Origin of the sequence: Tahibacter harae, assembly GCF_024437735.1 — a bacterium.
Taxonomy (GTDB): domain Bacteria; phylum Pseudomonadota; class Gammaproteobacteria; order Xanthomonadales; family Rhodanobacteraceae; genus Tahibacter; species Tahibacter harae.
Genome location: NZ_JANFQO010000017.1, coordinates 59436 through 78897 on the forward strand (window position 1 = coordinate 59436; position 19462 = coordinate 78897).

The following is a 19462-nucleotide window of genomic DNA, read 5'->3' on the forward strand; positions in this document are numbered from 1 at the left end:
AAGACTAGAAACGCGCAACGCCGTAGCTGTTGCGCCGGGTCTGCCGCGCCCGGCCTTCGCGGCAGACCGTGAGCAGGAAACCGAGCAGCCGGCGCGAATCGCGCGGGTCGATCAGGCCGTCGTCGTACAGCCGCGCCGTGCCGGCCAGGGCATGGGAATCGCGCTCGAATTGACTGACGATGCCGGCCTGCAGCGCGGCCAGCTGCTGTTCCTCTTCCGCTGTGGGCGCGCGTCCTTCGCGGGCGAATTTCTCGCGGCCCACCGTGACCATGACCTGGGCCGCCTGCTCGCCGCCCATGACCGCGGTGCGCGCATTCGGCCAGGCGAAGATGAAATCCGGATCGAAGCCGCGCCCGGACATGCCGTAATTGCCGGCGCCGAAGCTGCCGCCAATGACCAGGGTGATGCGCGGCACGCGCACATTGGTCACGGCCTGGATCATCTTGGAACCGTGCTTGACGATGCCGCCCTGCTCCGATTCGCTGCCGACCATGTAGCCGGTGGTATTCATCAGGAACACCAGCGGCAGGCCGGCCTGGTCGCACAGTTGCAGGAACTGCCCGGCCTTGGCCGCGCCGCGCGCGGTGATGGGGCCGTTGTTGCCGAGCACGCCCACCGCCACACCGTGGATACGCGCCTGGCCGCAGATGGTGTGTGCATCGTATTCGCGCTTGAACTCGGTGAACTCGGAGGCATCGGCCAGGCGCGCGATCACTTCGCGGCAGTCGTAGGGCTTGCGGTAGTCGACGGGACTGACGCCGCACAGTTCCTGCACGTCGTACAGCGGTTCGCGCACGGGCGCGGCGTCGAACGCCGGCCGCGCCGCATTCCAGTCCAGCGCGGCGACGAGTTCGCGCGCAATGCGCACAGCGTCGGCATCATCCTCGGCCAGGTATTCGCTGGTACCGGCGACGCGGCTGTGCATCAGTGCGCCGCCGAGATCCTCGTCATCGGCGATTTCGCCGGTGGCGGCCTTGAGCAGCGGCGGCCCGGCCAGGAACACCTTGGCGCGGTTGCGCACCATCACCACGTAGTCGGAAAGCCCCGGCATATAGGCGCCGCCGGCGGTGCTGGAACCGTGTACCAGGGTGATCTGCGGAATGCCGGCGGCCGAAAGCCGCGCCTGGTTGGCGAATACGCGCCCGCCGTCGACAAACATCTCGGCCTGGTACATGAGATTGGCGCCGCCGGATTCCACCAGCGAGATCAGCGGCAGTTGCTGGCGCAGGGCGATCTCCTGGATACGCAGGCTCTTGCGCATGCCCCAGGGCGTGACCGTGCCGCCCTTGATCGCGCTGTTGGAGGCCGAGATCATGCAGCGCACGCCGCTGACGTAGCCTATGCCGGCGATGAAATTGCCGCCGGCCAGGGTGCCGTCCTTGTCGTCGTGCTGGCGCAGGCCAGCCAGCGAGCACAGCTCCACGAAGGGCGAGCCGCGGTCCAGCAGCAGGGCGATGCGTTCGCGCGGCAGCAGCTGGCCGCGCTTGCGGAATTGCGGAATGCGGCCGGCTTCGGTATCGCGCACTTTCTGCTCCAGCGCGCGGAATTCCGCCACTGCCGCGAGCATGTCGGCGCGGTTGCGCCGGAAGGTTTCCGAACCGGCATCGAGCTGGGACTGGATGGCCGCCATCGCGATCACGCCCTCTTCTGCGGCAAGGTGCCCATGAGCTTGCAGATGATGCCCAGCATCACCTCGTCCGCGCCGCCGCCGATGGAGGTCAGGCGGAAATCGCGGTACAGACGCGCCACCGGGTTGTCCCAGGTATAGCCCATGCCGCCCCAGTATTGCAGGCAGGCATCGGTGACTTCCCGCGCCAGGCGGCCGGCCTTGAGCTTGGCCATGGAGGCGAGTTTCAGCACCTGGTTCTCATCCGTGCCGGCCACATGCAGCGCGCTGGCGCGGTAGGTCAGCGCACGCAGCGCCTCGACCTCGGTCTGCAGTTCGGCCAGGCGGAAATGCACTACCTGGTTGTCCAGCACGCTGGCGCCGAACACCTGGCGTTCGCGCGTATACGCAATGGTTTCGGCGATCACGTATTCCAGGCCCTTGAGCATCACCGCCGCGGCGAACAGGCGCTCCTCCTGGAACTGCTGCATCTGCAGCGCGAAGCCCGCGCCCTCGGCGCCGATGCGATGGCGCTGCGGCACGCGCACGCCGTCGAAGTGGATCTGCGCCGTGTCCGAAGACCACATGCCCAGCTTTTCGAGCTTGCGCGCGCGCACCACGCCGGGCGCATCCAGCGGCACGACGATCAACGACTTGTTGCGATGCGCCGGCCCGTCCGAGGTATTGGCCAGCAGGCAGATCCAATCGGCCTGGGTGCCGTTGGTGATCCACAGCTTGCAGCCGTCGATGAGGTAGTCGCCGCCGTCGCGCCGCGCCGTGGTGCGCAGGCTGGCGACATCGGAACCGGCGTCAGGCTCGCTCACGCCGATGCAGCCTACGCGCTCGCCGGCGATGGCGGGGGCGAGGAATTCCGCGCGCAATGCGTCCGAACCATGCCGCGCCAGCGCCGGCGTGCACATGTCGGTCTGCACGCCTATGGCCATGGGCACGCCGCCGCAGCGGATGCGGCCCAGTTCCTCGGCGAACACCAGGGCATAGGAATGGTCCAGGCCCAGGCCGCCGTATTCCACGGGCTTGCTGATGCCGAGCAGGCCCAGCTCGCCCAGCCGGCGGAACAGCGCATGGGCAGGAAAGATCTTCTCCGCCTCCCAGGCATCCACCTGTGGATTGATGTATTCGTCGACGACGCGCGCGACGCTCGCGCGCAGGGCCAGATGCTCGGCCGTTGCCGTAGGTTCGGACATGGCCGCCGCCTCAGGCCGCGCGCCGCGCGATCGCGGCGCGGGCCTCGTCCGGCGAGGCGATCTCGCGCCCGCAGTCCCGCGCCAGCCGCACCAGCGCGGCGATCAGCGGACCGTTGCCCGTGGTGCGGCTGCCGTCGGGCAGGTAGAACGTGTCTTCGACGCCGGTGCGCAGGTGGCCGCCGAGTTCCGCCACGCGCCGGTGCACCGGCCACACCTCCTGGCGGCCGATCACGATGCCCTGCCAGTGCGCGCCTTGAGGCAGGTATTTCATCAGCACCTGCAGCAGTTCCACATCCGCCGGCATGCCCGAGGCCACGCCCATCACCAGCGATACATGCAGCGGATCGCGCATCAGCCCGACCTGACGGAACATGCTGATCGAACGCAGTATGCCTACGTCGAAGCACTCGCATTCCGGCGTAATGCCGTTTTCGTGCATCACCTTGAGATAAGCCGCGATCTTGTCCACCGGATTGTCGAACAACAGCGGCTTCCAGGCCCACTCGCCGGCCGAGGTGGCTTTCAGGTAATTCAGCGAACCGGAGTTCATCGCCGCCATTTCCGGCTTGCATTGCTCCAGGCAGGCCAGCGGCCCGGAAATGTCGGCACCGACAGTGCCAGTGGAGAAATTCAGCACCACGCCGGGACAGGCCTCGCGTATGGCCTGGGCGATCCCGGCGGCGAGCTGCGGATCCCAGCTCGGCAAATGCCCCTTGCCCGGCTCCTGGTTGCGGAAATGCAGATGCATGACCGCGGCGCCGGCGTTGTAGGCATCGCGCGCCGAAGCCGCCATCTCCGCTACGGTGACCGGCACCGGATGCTGGCGCGGATCGGTCAGCACGCCGGTGAGACTGCAGGTGACTATGGCCTTTTCCACGTTGTCCCTCCGCCGCGCGATTCCGGGGCCGCCGGGCTGCCGCCCTTCCAGGTCACGATTTCTATACACGCTGTCTATTTTTTGCAAGTTGCGGCGCGGCGACGGTGGCTGCCGTTGCCGCACAGGCGGCGGGAAACAGTAGGAAAAACCCCGGCAAATCCGGCCGCGGCAGTTTGCCGGAAACGCCAGGGCGGCTACCCCGCCCCGGCAGCAATTGGACAGGCTGTACAGATCCGATGCCGCAGTGGCCGTTGTTGCCGCCGCGCGCGCCATGCCAGAATGCGCCATGGTCTCCGTCACCCGCCGCACCGGCGCCCGCGGCAAGGACCGTCGCCTGGCGGTGGAGGACAAACTCCAGCAGGCGATGGAACGTCTGCTCGAACAGGGTCACAGCTTCACCCAGGTCAGCGTCGAGCAGCTCGCCGCCGAGGCCGACATCGCCCGCGCCACCTTCTATCTGCATTTCCGCGACAAGGGCGAACTCGTGGCGCGGCTGATGGCGCGCGTGACCGAGGAAGTCGTCGGCGCGACCCGCGCCGCCTCGCCGCAGACACGCTCGCGCAGCGAGCTGCGCCGCATGATCAAGGCCGTGGTCGACGTCTACCGGCGTCATTACGCGGTGATGGCGGCCATCGTCGAGACCGCCGCCTACGATGCCCAGGTCGAGCAGTTGTTCCGCCAGATGATGGACACCCTGATCGGCGTGAACCGGCGCCTGCAGCAGCAAATGAAGCAGGCCGGCCAGCCGCGCACGCCGCCGCTGGTCGCCGACGTGGTGACCTGGGCTTTCGAGCGCAGCTGTCATCAGCTGGTGCGCAATCGCAAGCCGGCCCAGGTCAACGCCCTGGTCGACGCGCTGACCCATGTGGTGTGGAACGCGATGTATGTGCCGCAGGATGGCGGCGACGCGGATTAGGCAGCGGAACTACCGCGCGAAAACGAATCGACAAAGCACCGACGCCGGCCAAGGCAGGTTCCGCCAAGGCCACACACGAAATCAGGCAGTCCAAAACGCTCGCGGCGGCCCAGGGCCGCCGCGAATACCATCTGCTACCGGCGGCCGGACACCGCCGCACGGACACGGCTCAGGACGTCATGCGTTCCCAGAACTGCTTGACGCCGTCGAACCAGGAATTCGCCCGCGGCGTATGCGCGCCGGGCTCGGCGCCTTCAAACGTACTTTCGAGTTCTTCCAGCAATTCGCGCTGGCGCTTGGTCAGCTTGACCGGCGTCTCCACCACGACGCGGCAGTGCAGGTCGCCGAGGCGGCCGGAACGCACGTTCTTCACGCCCTTGCCGCGCAGGCGGAACAGCTTGCCGGTCTGGGTTTCCGTCGGCAGCGAGATCACGGCTTCGCCGTCCAGGGTCGGCACCTTGAGTTCGGCGCCGAGCGCGGCCTGGGTGAAGCGTATCGGCACCTCGCAATAGAGATCGTCGCCTTCGCGCTGGAAGATGGCGTGCTCGCGCACACGCACTTCCACGTACAGGTCGCCGGGCTCGGTGCCGGCCGGGCCGGCTTCGCCCTGCCCCGCCAGGCGGATGCGGTCGCCCGAGTCCACGCCGGCGGGAATCTTCACCTGCAGGGTGCGCTCGTCCTCGACGCGGCCTTCGCCGCGGCAGTCCCTGCACGGGTTGCTGATGCTCTTGCCGGTGCCGGCGCAGTGCGGGCAGACCTGCTGCACCGAGAAAATGCCCTGCTGCATGCGCACGCGGCCGTGGCCGCGGCAGGTCGTACAGGTGGACGTCTTGCCGTCCTTGGAGCCCGAGCCGTCGCAGGTCTTGCAGCTGACCAGGGTGGGCACCTCGATGGTGCGCTCCACGCCGAACACGGCTTCCTCCAGGTCCAGCTCGATCACATAGCGCAGGTCGGAACCGCGCCGCGGCCGGCCGCCGCCGCCGCGGCCGCCGCCGAAAATATCGCCGAAGATGTCGCCGAAGATGTCGCCGACATCGGCGCCGTGGAAACCGCCGCGGCCGCCGCCCATGCCGCCCTGTTCAAACGCGGCGTGGCCGTACTGGTCGTACATCGCGCGCTTCTGCGTGTCGCAGAGGACTTCATAGGCTTCCTTGGCCTCTTTGAATTTCTCCTGCGCATCGGCGTCCGGGTTGCGGTCCGGGTGATATTTCATCGCCAGGCGGCGGAAGGCCTTCTTGAGATCGTCCTCGCCGGCGTTCTTCTCGACGCCGAGTATTTCGTAGTAGTCGCGCTTTGCCATATTCCACTTTGCCGCTGTCGCGGCAAATCCCCTTGCGGTCTGCCGGAAGACAGGCGGCTGCCGGTCTTCCAATCCCTGGAGCGCCCGGCCAGCCGCTTTTGCGGCGGCCCGCCGGGTTCGAATTCGCCGGCGGCATTAAACAAAACGGACAGCCGGGAGGACTGTCCGTTGTGTTTTTGCCTGAGGCGGGGGCTTACTTCTTGTCGTTGACTTCGGTGAACTCGGCGTCGACGACATCGTCCTGCGCCGCACCGCCCGCACCGGCCTGGCCCTGCGGACCGGCGTCGCCGCCGCCCTGGCCCTGGGCCGCCGCGAACAGCGGCTGCGCCGCTTCTTCGAGCTTGGCCGTGCGCGAATCGATCGCCGCCTTGTCGTCGCCCTTCATGACCTTCTCCAGGTCGCTCAGGGCTTCCTCGATGCGGCCGATCTGGTCGGCCACCTTGCCGCCGTGGTTCTTGATCGCATCGCGCACCGCATGGACCAGCTGGTCCGCCTTGTTGCGCGAGCCGACCAGCTCATGGAACTTCTTGTCTTCTTCCTTGTTGGCTTCCGCGTCGCGGACCATGCGCTGGATCTCGTCGTCCGACAGACCCGAGCTGCCCTTGATCTCGATGCGCTGTTCCTTGCCGGTCTTCTTGTCCTTGGCCTGGACGTGCAGGATGCCGTTGGCGTCGATGTCGAAGCCGACCTCGATCTGCGGCATGCCGCGCGGCGCCGGCTCGATGCCGGAGAGATCGAACTTGCCCAGCGACTTGTTCGCGCTGGCGCGTTCGCGTTCGCCCTGCAGCACGTGCACGGTGACGGCGGTCTGGTTGTCGTCGGCGGTGGAGAAGATCTGCGAGGCCTTGGTCGGGATCGTGGTGTTCTTCTCGATCAGCTTGGTGAACACGCCGCCGGCGGTCTCGATGCCCAGCGACAGCGGGGTCACGTCCAGCAGCAGCACGTCCTTGACGGTGCCGCCGAGCACGCCGCCCTGGATCGCCGCGCCCACGGCGACGGCTTCATCCGGGTTGACGTCCTTGCGCGGCTCCTTGCCGAAGAAATCCTTCACCGCTTCCTGCACCTTGGGCATGCGGGTCATGCCGCCGACCAGGATGACCTCGGTGATGTCGGACATGCGCAGGCCGGCGTCGTTGAGCGCGATGCGGCAGGGTTCGATGGTCTTCTTGACCAGATCGTCCACCAGCGCTTCGAGCTTGGCGCGGGTCAGCTTGATGTTGAGGTGCTTGGGACCGGAGGCGTCGGCCGTCACGTACGGCAGGTTGACCTCGGTCTGGTGCGAGGACGACAGCTCGATCTTGGCGCGCTCGGCCGCGTCCTTCAGGCGCTGCAGCGCCAGCGGGTCGTTGCGCAGGTCGATGCCCTGGTCCTTCTTGAATTCCTCGACGAGATAGTCGATGACGCGCTTGTCGAAGTCTTCGCCGCCGAGGAAGGTGTCGCCGTTGGTGGCCAGCACTTCAAACTGCTTCTCGCCGTCGATGTCGGCGATCTCGATGATGGACACGTCGAAGGTACCGCCGCCCAGGTCGTACACGGCGATCTTCTTGTCCTTGCCGCCGGCCTTGTCCAGGCCGTAGGCCAGCGCCGCCGCGGTCGGCTCGTTGATGATGCGCTTGACTTCCAGGCCGGCGATGCGGCCGGCGTCCTTGGTCGCCTGGCGCTGCGAGTCGTTGAAATAAGCCGGCACCGTGATCACGGCTTCGGTGACCGCTTCACCGAGGAAGTCCTCGGCGGTCTTCTTCATCTTCATCAGCACCTTGGCCGAGACTTCCGGCGGCGCCATCTTCTTGCCGTCGCTGGTGGCGACCCAGGCGTCGCCGTTTTCATGCGCGACGATGGCATACGGCACCAAGTCCAGGTCCTTCTTCACTTCGGCGTCGGTGAACTTGCGGCCGATCAGGCGCTTCACCGCGTAGAAGGTGTTCTTGGGATTGGTCACGCCCTGGCGCTTGGCGGGTGCGCCGACCAGGGTTTCGCCGTCCTTGGTGAAGGCCACGATCGACGGGGTGGTGCGATCGCCTTCGGAGTTCTCGATGACGCGCGCCGTGCCGCCTTCCATGATCGCCACGCACGAATTGGTCGTGCCCAGGTCGATGCCGATGATCTTGCCCATTGCTTAGCTCCTCGAATTGGTTCTTCGACCCTGCCGGATCGCTGCTGCTGCGGTATCTGTAGTCGCGCAGCGGTTATTCAAGCCTGGGATCGGGCTTTTCGCCCGACTTTCTCCAGTTCTCAGTTGGCAACCACGACCATGGCCGGCCGCAGCAGACGATCATTGAGCACGTAGCCGGTCTGCAGCGTGCTGACCACACTGCCGGACGTGTGCGCCGGGCTGTCGATCATGCTGACCGCCTGGTGCAGTTCCGGGTTGAACGCTTCGCCCACCGGCTTGATGACCTTCAGGCCATTGCCCTCGGCGACCTTGAGCAGGGACTTGTAGGTCAGCTCCAGGCCCTGGCGCATGGCTGCGAGGTCGGCCGTTTCCACGGCCAGGCCGCCTTCCAGGCCGTCGAACACCGGCAGGAGGTCGGAAAGCAGGCGTTCATTGGCGAATTTGCGCGCCTGTTCCAGGTCGCGCTGCAGGCGGCGGCGCTGGTTTTCCAGCTCGGCCCGTTCGCGCAGCAGTACATCGCGCATCTCGGCCACGGCGTTTTCGGCCTGGGCGAGCTGCTGGCTCAGGGCTTCCATGTCGGCCTGTACGGCGGCTTCGGCCGCGGACATGCCCTCTTCGGCGCCCGGCGCCCCCTGGGGCGCGGTCGATTCAGTGTTTTGCATTGAGACTCCAACGAAGAAACTACCCGTCCCCACGGGCGGCGGACCTGTCCTTCAATCCCCAGACCCGAGGGCGCGGCATGATACGGATTGACAACAGCCGTTGCTATTGGGGCGTCTGGTTGCGGTTCAAGGCACCGGAAAGAATCTGCGCCGTGGCCTGCACCACCGGAATGACCCGGTCGTAGGCCATGCGGGTGGGCCCGATCACCCCCAGCACCCCGAGCACGCGGCCGCCCACGCCGTAGGGCGCGGTGATCAGGCTGTAATTGTCCAGTGCGGCGAAGCCGGATTCCTCGCCGATGAACAGGCGCACGCCCTCGGCCCGGGCGCAGCGTTCCAGCACCGCGAGCAGGTCGCGCTTGCGCTGGAAGGCCTCGAACAGCTCGCGCAGGCGCTCCAGGCTGCTGGCCTCGTGCAGGCCCATGAGGTTGGTCTGGCCGGCCACGAACATGTCCGGCTGGGGCGGCGCGCTGTTGAAGGCCTGCTGGGCCAGCTCCACGGTCGCGGCCATGAGCCGGTTCATCTGATTGCTGGTTTCCTGCATCTCGCGCAGCAGGCGCAGGCGGATCTCGTCCAGGCGCTGGCCGGAGAACTGGGCGTTGAGGTAATTGGCCACCTGCTCCAGCTCGGCGGGCGGATAGGCCCGCTCCAGCTCGATCACCCGGTTCTGCACCTGGCCGTCGGTGAAGACCAGGATGACCAGGGTGCGGCGCTGGTCCAGCGGCACGAAGTCGATGTGCCGGAACGGCACTTCCTGGTGCTGCGGCACCGTCACCACGCCGACGAAATGGGTCACCTGGGACAGCAGCGACGAGGCGCTGTTGAGCAGGTCCGGCGTGGTCGCCGTGGCGGGCAGCTCGCGCCGCAGTTCCTCTACCTGGGGCTCGCCCAGCGGGCGCAGTTCCAGCAGGGAATCGACGAAGACGCGGTAGCCCTGCACCGTCGGCACCCGCCCGGCCGAGGTATGCGGCGCGGCAACCAGGCCCAGTTCTTCCAGATCCGACATGACGTTGCGGATCGTCGCCGGGCTCACGTCCAGGCCGGAGGACTTGGCCAGCAGGCGCGATCCCACGGGCTGGCCGTCGGCGACGTAGCGGGCGACCAGGGTGCGCAGCAGCTGGCGCGCACGCGGATCCAGTGGCGGGGCGGAAGGGCTTCGTGACATCGGCGCGCAGCATAGCAGGCCCGGCACCGCCGTGGCCGCGCCGCGGGCGCGCCCTGTCTTGGGGCTTGAGACACAGTCGCGCTAGAGTGCGCGCCCTCGCCTTGCCGCCGGAATTGCCGATGCTGCGCTCGTTGTACGTCAAGGATTTCGCCATCGTGGGAGAGGCCGACATCGCCTTCCAGGCGGGGCTCAGCGTGGTTACCGGCGAGACCGGCGCCGGCAAGTCGCTGCTGGTCGACGCCCTGCTGCTGCTCAGCGGCGGCCGCGCCGACGCCGGCGTGATCCGCCACGGCTGCGACCGCGCCGAGCTGACCGCCGAATTCGACCTGGCCGCCTGCCCCGGCGCGCGCGACTGGCTCGCCGCCGAGGAACTGGACGACGACGGCGCCTGCCAGCTGCGCCGGGTGATCCGCGCCGAGGGCAGTTCGCGCGCCTGGATCAACGGCCGCCCGGTCACCCTGACCCAGCTTTCACGCCTGGGCGAGCACCTCATCGAGATCCACGGCCAGCACGAACACCAGGCCCTGCTCGACCGCCAGCACCAGCTGCAGCTGCTGGACGCCTTCGGCGACCATGCCGAAGCCCTGGCCGCGGTGCGCCAGCCGGCGCGGCGCTGGCGCGAACTGGGCCAGCGCATGGCCGAACTGAGCACCCGCGGCGATCACAGCGAACAACTGGCCCTGCTGGAACGCCAGTTGGAGGAACTGGACCGCCACGCCCTGGGCGAGGCCCAGCTGGCCGAACTCAACGACCTGCACAAGCGCCTGGCCAACGCCGGCCAGCTGGTCGCCGGCAGCTCCAACGTGGCCGAGCTGATCGACGGCGACAGCGAATTCGCCTTGCGCCGCTCGCTGGCCCGGGCGCGCCACGAACTGGCCAAGCTGGCCGAGATCGATCCCGCCCTGGGCGCCACCGCCGAGCTGCTGGAAAGCCTGGAAATCCAGCTCGGCGAAGCCGCCGACACGCTGGCGCGCTACCAGGACGGGCTGGAACTGGATCCGGAGCGCCTGCTGGAAGCCGAGGCGCAGCTGTCCAAGCTGCATGAACTGTCGCGCCGCCACCGCCTGCCCATGCAGGAACTGAGGAACCGCGCCGAGGAACTGCGCGGCGAAGTCGAGACCCTGCGCAACGCCGGCAGCCTGCTGCAGGAACTGGAGCGCGAGCGCCAGCAAGTGCTGGGGCAGTATCGCCAGGCCGCGCAGCTGCTCAGCGCCAGCCGCGACGCCACCGCGCAGCGCCTGGGCACGGAAGTCAGCCAGCTGATGGACGAGCTGGGCATGAAGGGCGGCCGCTTCGCGATCGAACTGGAACCCGCCGCCCGCGATGAACCCGATCCGCTGGGCGCCGAGCGCTGCGAGTTCCTGGTCAGCGCCAACCCGGGGCAGAGCCCGCGCCCGCTGCGCAAGGTCGCCTCCGGCGGCGAGCTGTCGCGCATCAGCCTGGCCATCGAAGTCGCCGCGCTGGGCCTGGACGAAGTCGGCACCATGGTGTTCGACGAGGTCGATTCCGGCATCGGCGGCGCCGTGGCCGAAGTGGTCGGCCAGAAACTGCGCCGCCTGGGCGCCGCGCGCCAGGCCCTCTGCGTCACCCACCTGCCCCAGGTTGCCGCCCAGGGCCATCAGCATTTCCGTGTCAGCAAGGCCAGCCAGGACGGCGCCACCTTCACCCGCATCGAAGCCCTGGACGAAAAATCCCGCCGCGACGAGATCGCCCGCATGCTGGGCGGCATCGAGATCACGAAAGAAACGCTGGCCCACGCCAGGCAGATGCTGGAGCGGGCAAGCAAGGCCGGCTGAAAGGCGGCGGCACCGCGGCGTCCGGCCCGCCGCAGCGGGCCGGCTGGATTCCGCAGCCCCGCACGCGCCGCGTCCGCCGGCGTCAGCGTTTCGCTTCGGTGGAAAAATCCGCGTGCGGCGCGAAGGTCTGCGCGTCGTTGACGTCGCGGTTGATGAACAGCGGACAGCGCACGCACATGCCGGGCGCGTTGCCGGCCACCATGTCCAGCCGCAGTGCCGCCAGGCGCGGGTCGTGCCAGACATCCTCGAAGGACTGGCCGCCCTGCATGTCGCCGAAGGGCTGGTCCGTATGGCAGTCCGGATACGGATAGACGTGGGCGCGGGCGTCGATATACAGCGAATCGAACGGCTTGTGGCAGCGCACATGGCAGGAAGCGCCGTCGCCGCCGGAGAGGCTCACCTGCCGCTTGCCGATGAGCAGCCGGTTGCCGTTGCGCGCCTTGGCGATCACATGCACGGTCAGGCCGTCGGCACCGTCCGGCGGCAGCGCGCTGCGGCGCAGGGCGTAGGACCAGCCCGCCCGGTGGGCGTAGCGGTTGTCCGCAAAGGCGCGCATCACATCGGCACGGGTACCGTTGTGAAACGTGGCCAGGCCCAGCGGCACATGGCCGTCCGCGTTGATCTGCTCCGGCGCGTCGCCGGGAACCGGGTCGCGCGACAGGGCGACTTCGAGCAGGCCCTCCTCGGTCAGCGCCCAGCCGGAAAGCTCCACCGTATCGCCGTAGAAATGCAGATCGCCCGCCGGCGTATCCACGCTGCCCTGGATGACGGTGGGCACCGGCGCGGCGGCCGGCGCCACCGCCGGCGGCGACAACAGCGCGCGCAGACGCGCGAACAGTCCGCGCGCCGGCATGCCGGCCGGCTCCGGCCCGGGCGCCGCCGGCGCGGCCGGCATCTCGACGCACTGGCGGCTCGCCTCGAAGCCTTCCACATCGAAGTAATCGGTCGCATTGGTCAGGGTGACGCCCAGTTCCTGGGCGCGCAGCAGCGCCGCGCGTATGCAGCGGTTCACCTGGTGCCGGTCGTGCCGGGCCAGGGACTCGGCCTCCATGTCCAGCCCTTCAAATACGATCAGGTGACGGAATGCGACCGCGTCCACGCCGAGCTTCGCCGCCAGCTCGATGATCCCGACCAGTTCCTCCAGATTGCTGCGCATCAGCGCGACGTTGAACTGGATGCGCGGCAGCGCGCTGTTGCGCTCCCGGCGCAGGGCGAGCAGCTTCTCCACATTGCCCACCGCCTTTTCCAGCGCGCCGCCGCGCAGGATGTGGGCGTAGGTCGCCGCGGTGGCGGCATGCACCGACACGCAGACCTCGGTGACGCCGGCGTCGGCGATGGCCTGCACCAGCTTGTCGTTGAGCAGATTGCCGTTGGTCAGGAAGCTGAGTTCGGCGAAGCGCTGTTCCCCGGCCAGGCGCAGGATCTCGGCGAAATGCGGCGACGACGTCGGCTCGTACGCGGCCGACAGCAACAGCCGGCGCGTATACGGCCGTACCGCGCGCACGATGGCGGCGAAGGTCTCCGGCTGCATCAGCTGCGAGCGCTGATAGAAGACTTCGTCGAAGCTGAAGTGGCACATGATGCAGCGCAGATTGCACTTGTTGACAATGTCCACCAGCACGGTCAGCGAATCCGGCCGCAAGGTGGACATTTCGCGCGCCTTGGCGACCACGGCGCCGCTGAACTCGCCGCCGGCGTACTGCCAGCCCGGTTCCAGCGCCAGGCCGCGCCCCGGGTGCGCGCCCATGTCGCGCGGCGCCATGCGCAGCGGCCTGCCTCTGGGCGCCCGGGCGACGGGATCGGCCAGTGGGACGGCGTCGGTGTGATCCCGGTGCGTTTCCTGCGTCATGCCTTTCTCCTTCGACCGCAGGCGAGGCCGGAACCCGGCGATGCATGCAGCCAAACATTCTGCGATTTCCGGGTTGCCTGTACCGGCAGCAGACACCTCGCGTCGTGTTTCCCGTTGGGGCTGCTGCGCTGCATGCGTCAGCTACCTTACAGGAAGCGCCCTGCAGAAAGACAACAAGTAGAAGTCAAAAAAGGGTTACCGCCGCGGCGGTCCCAGCCGTTGGCGAAGGCGCGTACTCCTGCCGGGACGGCCGCGCAACGGCGCCCTCAGCCTTCAGCAGGAGCGCGTGCCGTCGCCGGAACAGACGCAGCCGGATGCGCCGCCGCCGCGGTTTTCGCGACTATCCACCCGTAGCCCCCTCTGTTAACATCCGCGCGCTTTCAGGTGGCGTCGGACGGCCGTCCAGACGCTTAAACGGGAAGCCGGTGAACAACCCGGCACTGCCCCCGCAACGGTGAACGAGTCAAAGCGCGGCAACCAAGCCACTGGGCCCAAGGCCCGGGAAGGCGCCGCGCAGGGTCGGCAACGATCCACTCGTGAGTCCGGAGACCGGCCTGCAGCGGTCCATCGCGCGCCTCCGGCGCGCCGGGCCTGGTGGTGCTGCGGAGGGCGGCGCCGCGGCGAACGCGCCCCTGGCCTGTCTCCGCCGTCCATCCTCCGTGCGCCGAATCTTTTGTTCTGCAACCGCGCGGGTGAGCGCGGAGGAATTCCATGCATCGCACTTCGCTTTCCGCGGCCGTCGCCGCGCTGCTGACCCTGTCCTCGGCCCCGCTGCTGGCCGATCCCAATATTCCCGAACTCGACGACGTCATCGTCACCGCGACCCGCACCGCGGTCAGCGTGAACGACAACCTGGCTCCGGTCAGCGTCCTCACCCGCCAGGACATCGAGCGCGTGCAGGCGCGTTCGCTGATCGACCTGCTGCGCGGCCTGCCCGGCGTGAGCTTCGCCAGCAACGGCGGCGCGGGCAAGCAGGCGTCGCTGTTCCTGCGTGGCACCGAATCCGATCACGTGCTGGTGCTGATCGACGGGGTCAAGGTCGGCTCGGCCACCGCCGGCAATGTCGCCTTCCAGGATCTGCCGGTGGAGCAGATCGAACGTGTGGAACTGGTGCGCGGCCCGCGTTCCAGCCTGTACGGTTCCGAGGCGCTGGGCGGCGTGATCCAGATTTTCACCCGCCGCGGCCGCGGCCAGGGCTTCACGCCCAGCTTCAGCGCCACCGTCGGCAGCGACAACACGCGCGAGGCCAGCGCCGGCGTCAGCCTCAACAGCGAACACGGCTGGTTCAACGCCAACCTGGCCCATGCCGACACCGACGGCTTCAATTCCTGCCGCGGCCGCGCCAGTCCCGGCGCCGGCTGCTTCACCGACGAGCCGGACGACGATCCCTACCGCAATTCCTCGCTCACCTTGAACGGCGGCTGGCGCTTCGAGGGCAAGGGCGACCTGCAGGCCAATTTCCTGCGCGCCGAAGGCCGCAACGCCTACGACGGCAGCTTCGTCAATGAATCGCTGTGGCGCCAGCAGGTGCTCGGCACGCGCCTGCGCCTGCAGGCCTCTGAAAATCTCGTGCTGAATTTCAGCGCCGGGCGCAGCGAGGACCTGTCGGACAACTACGGCGCCGGCGTGTTCAAGAGCAAGTTCGACACGCGCCGCGACAGCTATTCGGCGCAGGGCGACATAGGCCTGGGCGAGCAGCAGCTGCTCAGCATCGGCGCCGACTACAACGACGACCGGGTCGAAGGCACCACCGCCTATGTCGAGGATTCCCGCGACACCACCGGCGTGTTCGCCCAGTACCAGGGCCAGTTCGGCGCGCACGAGCTGCAGGCCAGCGCGCGCAACGACGACAACGAGCAGTACGGCAGCCACACCACCGGCGGCCTGTCCTACGGCTACGCCTTCAGCGAAGGCCTGCGCCTGATCGCCAGCTACGGCACCGCGTTCAAGGCGCCGACCTTCAACGAGCTGTATTTTCCCGGCTTCGGCAATGCCCAGCTCAAGCCCGAGGAATCGCGCAATGTCGAGATCGGCCTGCGCGGCCACGGCGGCCTGGGACGCTGGGAAGTGCAGGCGTTCCAGAACCGCGTCGACGAGCTGATCGCCTACGACGCCGCCATCTTCGCCCCGGGCAATGTGGACGAGGCGCGCATCCGCGGCCTGGAAGCCAGCTGGGCGGCCAGCTTCGCCGGCTGGGACCTCAACACCAGCCTGACCCTGCTCGATCCGAAGAACGATTCGGCCGGCAGCAACCACGGCAAGCAGCTGCCGCGGCGCGCGCGCCAGTCCGGCCGCGTCGACCTGGACCGCCGCTTCGGCGATTTCGGTTTCGGCCTGACCGTGGCCGGCCAGGGCAAGCGCTACGACGACCTGGGCAACCGCACCCGCCTGGGCGGCTATGCCACGCTGGACCTGCGCGCCGAGTACAGCTTCTCGCCGCAATGGCTGCTGCAGGGCCGGGTGTCCAATGTCGCCGACCACGACTACGAGACCGCGGCGTTCTACAATCAGCCCGGTCGCAGCTATTTCGTCACCCTGCGCTATTCGCCGGCCCGCTGAGGGCCGCGTCACCGCGGCGGCGCAGCCACCGGCCGCCGCGGTGCCGACCAATCTCCGATTCCACTGTCCGCCAGGAGTAATCCATGAAGTTCCTGCCCACGCCCAAGCAATCCCTGATCCTGCTTGCCCTCATGGTGCTGATGCTGGCGACGCGCTATCACCATTTCGGCACCGCGCTGCACCTGCCGGACGCCTCCATGGCCATCTTCTTCGTTGCCGGCTTCTACCTCGCCGGCACCGTCGCCCTGCCGCTGCTGCTGCTGGAAGCCGGCCTGATCGACTACATCGCCATCTCCCTGGCCGGCGTCAGCGATTTCTGCGTCACCCCGGCCTATTCCATGCTGGTGGTCGCCTACGGCGTGCTCTGGTACGGCGGCGCCCTGTTCGCGAAGAAGTACTACAGGCCCAGCCTTTCCGCCGCGCTGCCGGGCGGCCTGATCGCCGCGGCCAGCTGCCTGCTTTCCTTCGTCGTTTCCAACGGCTCGTTCTACTGGATGGGCGGCCGCGAGCTGAACACCAGCCTGGCCGGCTGGGCCGGGCGCTTCATGCAGTACATGCCGAGCTTCGTCAGCGTCGCCCTGCTCTATATCGTCGCCTTCGGCGTGATCCACGCCCTGGCCGTGGTCGCCCTGGGCGAGCGCGGCGCCGACGGCGCGCACAAGGCCTGAGCATGAGCGGCGAGAACGATGCCGCCGCGCTGGCCCAGCGCCACCGCGAACGCATGCAGCGCAAGAAGGCCGTCGTCGACGCGGGCATCGCCCGCGCGACGGTGGAGCGCGGCGTCGTCGTGGTCACCACCGGCAACGGCAAGGGCAAGAGTTCGTCCGGCTTCGGCATGGTCGCCCGCGCCCTGGGCCACGGCCTGCGCGCAGGCGTGGTGCAGTTCATCAAGGGCAGCTTCGCCACCGGCGAGGAAGCATTCTTCCGCCGCTTCGCCGATGAAGTCAGCTACCACGTCATGGGCGAGGGCTTCACCTGGGAAACGCAGGACCGCGAACGCGATATCCGCGCCGCCAGTGCGGCCTGGGACATCGCCGCCGCCATGCTGGCCGATGCGGATTTCGACCTGGTGCTGCTGGACGAACTCAACATTGCGCTGAAATACCAGTATGTGGAGCTGGACAAGGTGCTCGCCGCGCTGGCCGCGCGGCCGCCGCGCCAGCACGTGGTGATTACCGGCCGCGCCGCGCCGCAGGCCCTGATCGACGCCGCCGATACCGTCACCGAAATGGCCGTGGTCAAGCACGCCTATCAGGCCGGCATCAAGGCGCAGAAAGGCATAGAACTCTAGCCGGCGCGAGCCGGCCGCAGCGGTCCAGGGACGGATCAGCGGCGCCCGGGTCGCGCCGCGGCACTGTTCCACTGACGTGTGCGGGTCCGCCCGCGCCGTCCGGCGGAAGGCGGGCGGTCTCCCGCTTTCCACAGATCCTATCCGGCGCAGGCCGCGCCAACCCGCCAGGCGGAGTCCTGCCCGTGTTCCAGTCCCTGCTCCTTGCCCTGCTGCTGGACCGGCTGCTGGGCGAGCCGCGCCGCGCCCATCCGCTGATCGGCTTCGGCCGCCTTGCGCACTGGCTGGAGGCGCGGCTGTACCGCGACAGCCGCGGCCGCGGCGTGCTCGCCGTGCTGCTGGCCGTGGCGCCGCCGGTGCTGCTCGCCGGCCTGTGCAGCCGTGCGGGCTGGCCGGGCTGGGTCGCAGGCATCGTGATCCTTTATCTCAGCCTGGGCCTGCGCAGCCTGGGCGAGCACGCGCTGCCGGTCGCCCGCGCGCTGGAAGCCGGCGATCTGTCCGCCGCACGTGCCGCGGTGGCGCGCATGGTCAGCCGCGACGCGGCCCTGCTGGACGAAACCCAGGTCGCCGCGGCGGCGACCGAATCCGTGCTGGAGAACGGCAACGACGCCGTCTTCGGCGCCCTGTTCTGGTTCGCCGTGGCCGGCCCGGCCGGCGCGGTGCTGTACCGCCTGGCCAATACCCTGGACGCAATGTGGGGCTACCGCAACGCGCGCTACGAATACTTTGGCTGGGCCGCGGCGCGATTGGACGACGTGCTCAACTATGTGCCCGCCCGCCTGACCGCGCTCAGCTACGCCCTGGCCGGCCGCTGCCGCCTGGCGCTGGACTGCTGGCGGCGCCAGGCGCCGGCGTGGGACAGTCCCAACGCCGGCCCGGTGATGGCTGCCGGCGCCGGCGCGCTGGGCGTGCGCCTGGGCGGCGCAGCCCCGTACGAAGGCCAGTGGCACGAACGGCCGCCGCTGGGCGCCGGCGAAGTGCCCGGGCCGCTGCAGATCCGCCAGGCGCTGCGCCTGGTGCAGCGCGCCGTGCTGCTGTGGCTGGCCGCCGTCCTGCTGCTGCAATGGAGCCTCACCCATGCTTGAACACGGCGGGCGCCTGCGGCGCGCGGCGCAGACCTTCGGTATCGCCGCCGAACACTGGCTGGATCTCTCCACCGGCATCAATCCGCGCGGCTGGCCGCTGCCGCGCATACCGCGCGAAGTCTGGACCCGCCTGCCCGAGGACGATGACGGCCTGGAAGGCGTGGCCGCCGCCTTTTACGGCGCCCGCGGCCTGCTGCCCGTCGCCGGCACCCAGGCCGCGATCCAGCTGCTGCCGCGGCTGCGCCGGCCGGGCCGGGTCGGCGTGATCGCACCAGGCTATGCCGAACACGCCCAAGCTTGGGAACGCGCCGGCCACGCGGTCGAGCGCCTGCCCGCGGCGGCGCTGCTGGCGACGGCGGCGCGCTACGACGTGATCGTGCTGATCCATCCCAACAATCCCGGCGGCGAACGCTTCGATCCGGAGCGGCTGCGGGAGCTGCACGCGCAGTTGCAGCCGCGCGGCGGTTGGCTGGTGCTGGACGAGGCCTTCATGGACACGACGCCGCAGCACAGCCTGGCCGGCGAGGCCTGGCGCGAGGGCCTGATCGTGCTGCGTTCGCCGGGCAAGTTCTTCGGCCTGGCCGGCGCCCGTGCCGGCTTCGTCATCGCCGCCGCCGGCCTGCTGGCCCGCCTGCGCGAGGCGCAGGGCCCCTGGTGCGTGACCGCGCCCACGCGCTGGCTGCTGCGCCAGGCGCTGGCCGATACCGGCTGGCAGGAGCGCAGCCGCGGCGAACTGGCTGAAGCCTCCGCCCGGCTGGAAGAACTGCTGCGGCGGCATGCACTGGCGCCGGCAGCGGGCACGCCTTTGTTCCACTGGGTAAAAACCGACGCGACGGAAGAAATCCACAACGCACTCGCGCGCCAGGCCATCCTGGTGCGCCGCTTCGACGAACCGCCCAGCCTGCGGTTCGGGCTGCCGGGCGATGAGGACGGCTGGGGACGGCTCGAAACCGCGTTGACGGGGCTGGATCTGGCGCGTGCCGCAGCGCTGCCGGCGTCCACGCCGCTGCCAACGGCGCAGACAACGGCATCGGCCACCAG

Annotated in this window: 14 protein-coding genes, 1 pseudogene and 1 riboswitch; of the genes and pseudogenes, 7 read left to right on the forward strand and 8 right to left on the reverse strand. The window is 68.8% G+C overall.

Annotated features, from left to right (window positions below; all coding sequences use genetic code 11):
- Positions 1–4: 4 nt before the first annotated feature.
- From NM961_RS17185 to NM961_RS17195, 3 genes are read right to left on the reverse strand one after another with little or no spacing between them, the layout of a single operon-like run.
- A complete protein-coding gene (locus NM961_RS17185) occupies positions 5–1630 on the reverse strand; it encodes an acyl-CoA carboxylase subunit beta (protein ID WP_255915695.1) in 1626 nt (541 codons plus the stop codon).
- 5 nt (positions 1631–1635) lie between these two features.
- Entirely contained in the window at positions 1636–2811 is a 1176-nt protein-coding gene (locus NM961_RS17190) for an acyl-CoA dehydrogenase family protein (protein WP_255915644.1), read from the reverse strand.
- 10 nt (positions 2812–2821) lie between these two features.
- Positions 2822–3688 carry a beta-keto acid cleavage family enzyme gene (locus NM961_RS17195; RefSeq protein WP_255915645.1) on the reverse strand — a complete coding sequence of 289 codons (867 nt, stop codon included), beginning with the start codon at positions 3686–3688 and terminating at the stop codon, positions 2822–2824.
- Between the two features lie 286 nt (positions 3689–3974).
- Between NM961_RS17195 and NM961_RS17200 the strand changes: the two genes are divergently transcribed.
- The gene (locus NM961_RS17200; RefSeq protein WP_255915646.1) at positions 3975–4604 is read left to right on the forward strand and encodes a TetR/AcrR family transcriptional regulator; all 630 of its coding nucleotides are present in this window, start codon (positions 3975–3977) and stop codon (positions 4602–4604) included.
- A 169-nt stretch (positions 4605–4773) separates the two neighbouring features.
- Here the strand turns inward: NM961_RS17200 and dnaJ are convergent, their stop codons facing one another.
- The 4 genes from dnaJ to hrcA all read right to left on the reverse strand — a co-directional run bounded on the left by dnaJ (position 4774) and on the right by hrcA (position 9844).
- A complete protein-coding gene (gene dnaJ, locus NM961_RS17205) occupies positions 4774–5904 on the reverse strand; it encodes a molecular chaperone DnaJ (protein WP_255915647.1) in 1131 nt (376 codons plus the stop codon).
- Between the two features lie 193 nt (positions 5905–6097).
- Entirely contained in the window at positions 6098–8017 is a 1920-nt protein-coding gene (gene dnaK, locus NM961_RS17210; protein WP_255915648.1) for a molecular chaperone DnaK, read from the reverse strand.
- A gap of 119 nt (positions 8018–8136) precedes the next feature.
- The gene (grpE, locus tag NM961_RS17215) at positions 8137–8679 is read right to left on the reverse strand and encodes a nucleotide exchange factor GrpE (protein ID WP_255915649.1); all 543 of its coding nucleotides are present in this window, start codon (positions 8677–8679) and stop codon (positions 8137–8139) included.
- A gap of 103 nt (positions 8680–8782) precedes the next feature.
- Positions 8783–9844, reverse strand: a complete 1062-nt coding sequence (hrcA, locus tag NM961_RS17220; RefSeq protein WP_255915650.1) for a heat-inducible transcriptional repressor HrcA — start codon at positions 9842–9844, stop codon at positions 8783–8785.
- Positions 9845–9963: 119 nt separating this feature from the next.
- Between hrcA and recN the strand changes: the two genes are divergently transcribed.
- Positions 9964–11640: a DNA repair protein RecN gene (gene recN / locus NM961_RS17225; RefSeq protein WP_255915651.1), complete on the forward strand. Its 1677-nt coding sequence runs from the start codon at positions 9964–9966 to the stop codon at positions 11638–11640.
- Between the two features lie 82 nt (positions 11641–11722).
- On the opposite strand, the gene NM961_RS17230 is transcribed toward recN, so the two are convergent.
- Entirely contained in the window at positions 11723–13489 is a 1767-nt protein-coding gene (locus NM961_RS17230) for a radical SAM/SPASM domain-containing protein (protein ID WP_255915652.1), read from the reverse strand.
- A gap of 365 nt (positions 13490–13854) precedes the next feature.
- Positions 13855–14061: riboswitch (cobalamin riboswitch) on the forward strand.
- A gap of 139 nt (positions 14062–14200) precedes the next feature.
- Here NM961_RS17230 and btuB point away from each other — a divergent pair.
- The 5 genes and pseudogenes from btuB to cobD all read left to right on the forward strand — a co-directional run.
- Positions 14201–16048, forward strand: a complete 1848-nt coding sequence (gene btuB, locus NM961_RS17235) for a TonB-dependent vitamin B12 receptor (RefSeq protein WP_255915653.1) — start codon at positions 14201–14203, stop codon at positions 16046–16048.
- A gap of 83 nt (positions 16049–16131) precedes the next feature.
- The gene (locus NM961_RS17240; protein ID WP_255915654.1) at positions 16132–16716 is read left to right on the forward strand and encodes a hypothetical protein; all 585 of its coding nucleotides are present in this window, start codon (positions 16132–16134) and stop codon (positions 16714–16716) included.
- Between the two features lie 2 nt (positions 16717–16718).
- Positions 16719–17339, forward strand: coding sequence for a cob(I)yrinic acid a,c-diamide adenosyltransferase (gene cobO, locus NM961_RS17245; RefSeq protein ID WP_255915655.1), 621 nt, complete (start codon positions 16719–16721; stop codon positions 17337–17339).
- Positions 17340–17521: 182 nt separating this feature from the next.
- Positions 17522–18421 carry an adenosylcobinamide-phosphate synthase CbiB gene (gene cbiB, locus NM961_RS17250; RefSeq protein ID WP_255915656.1) on the forward strand — a complete coding sequence of 300 codons (900 nt, stop codon included), beginning with the start codon at positions 17522–17524 and terminating at the stop codon, positions 18419–18421.
- A pseudogene (cobD, locus tag NM961_RS17255) lies at positions 18414–19379 on the forward strand (threonine-phosphate decarboxylase CobD); the annotation flags it as partial. The gene cbiB and the pseudogene cobD, both read left to right, overlap by 8 nt.
- Between the last annotated feature and the right edge of the window lie 83 nt (positions 19380–19462).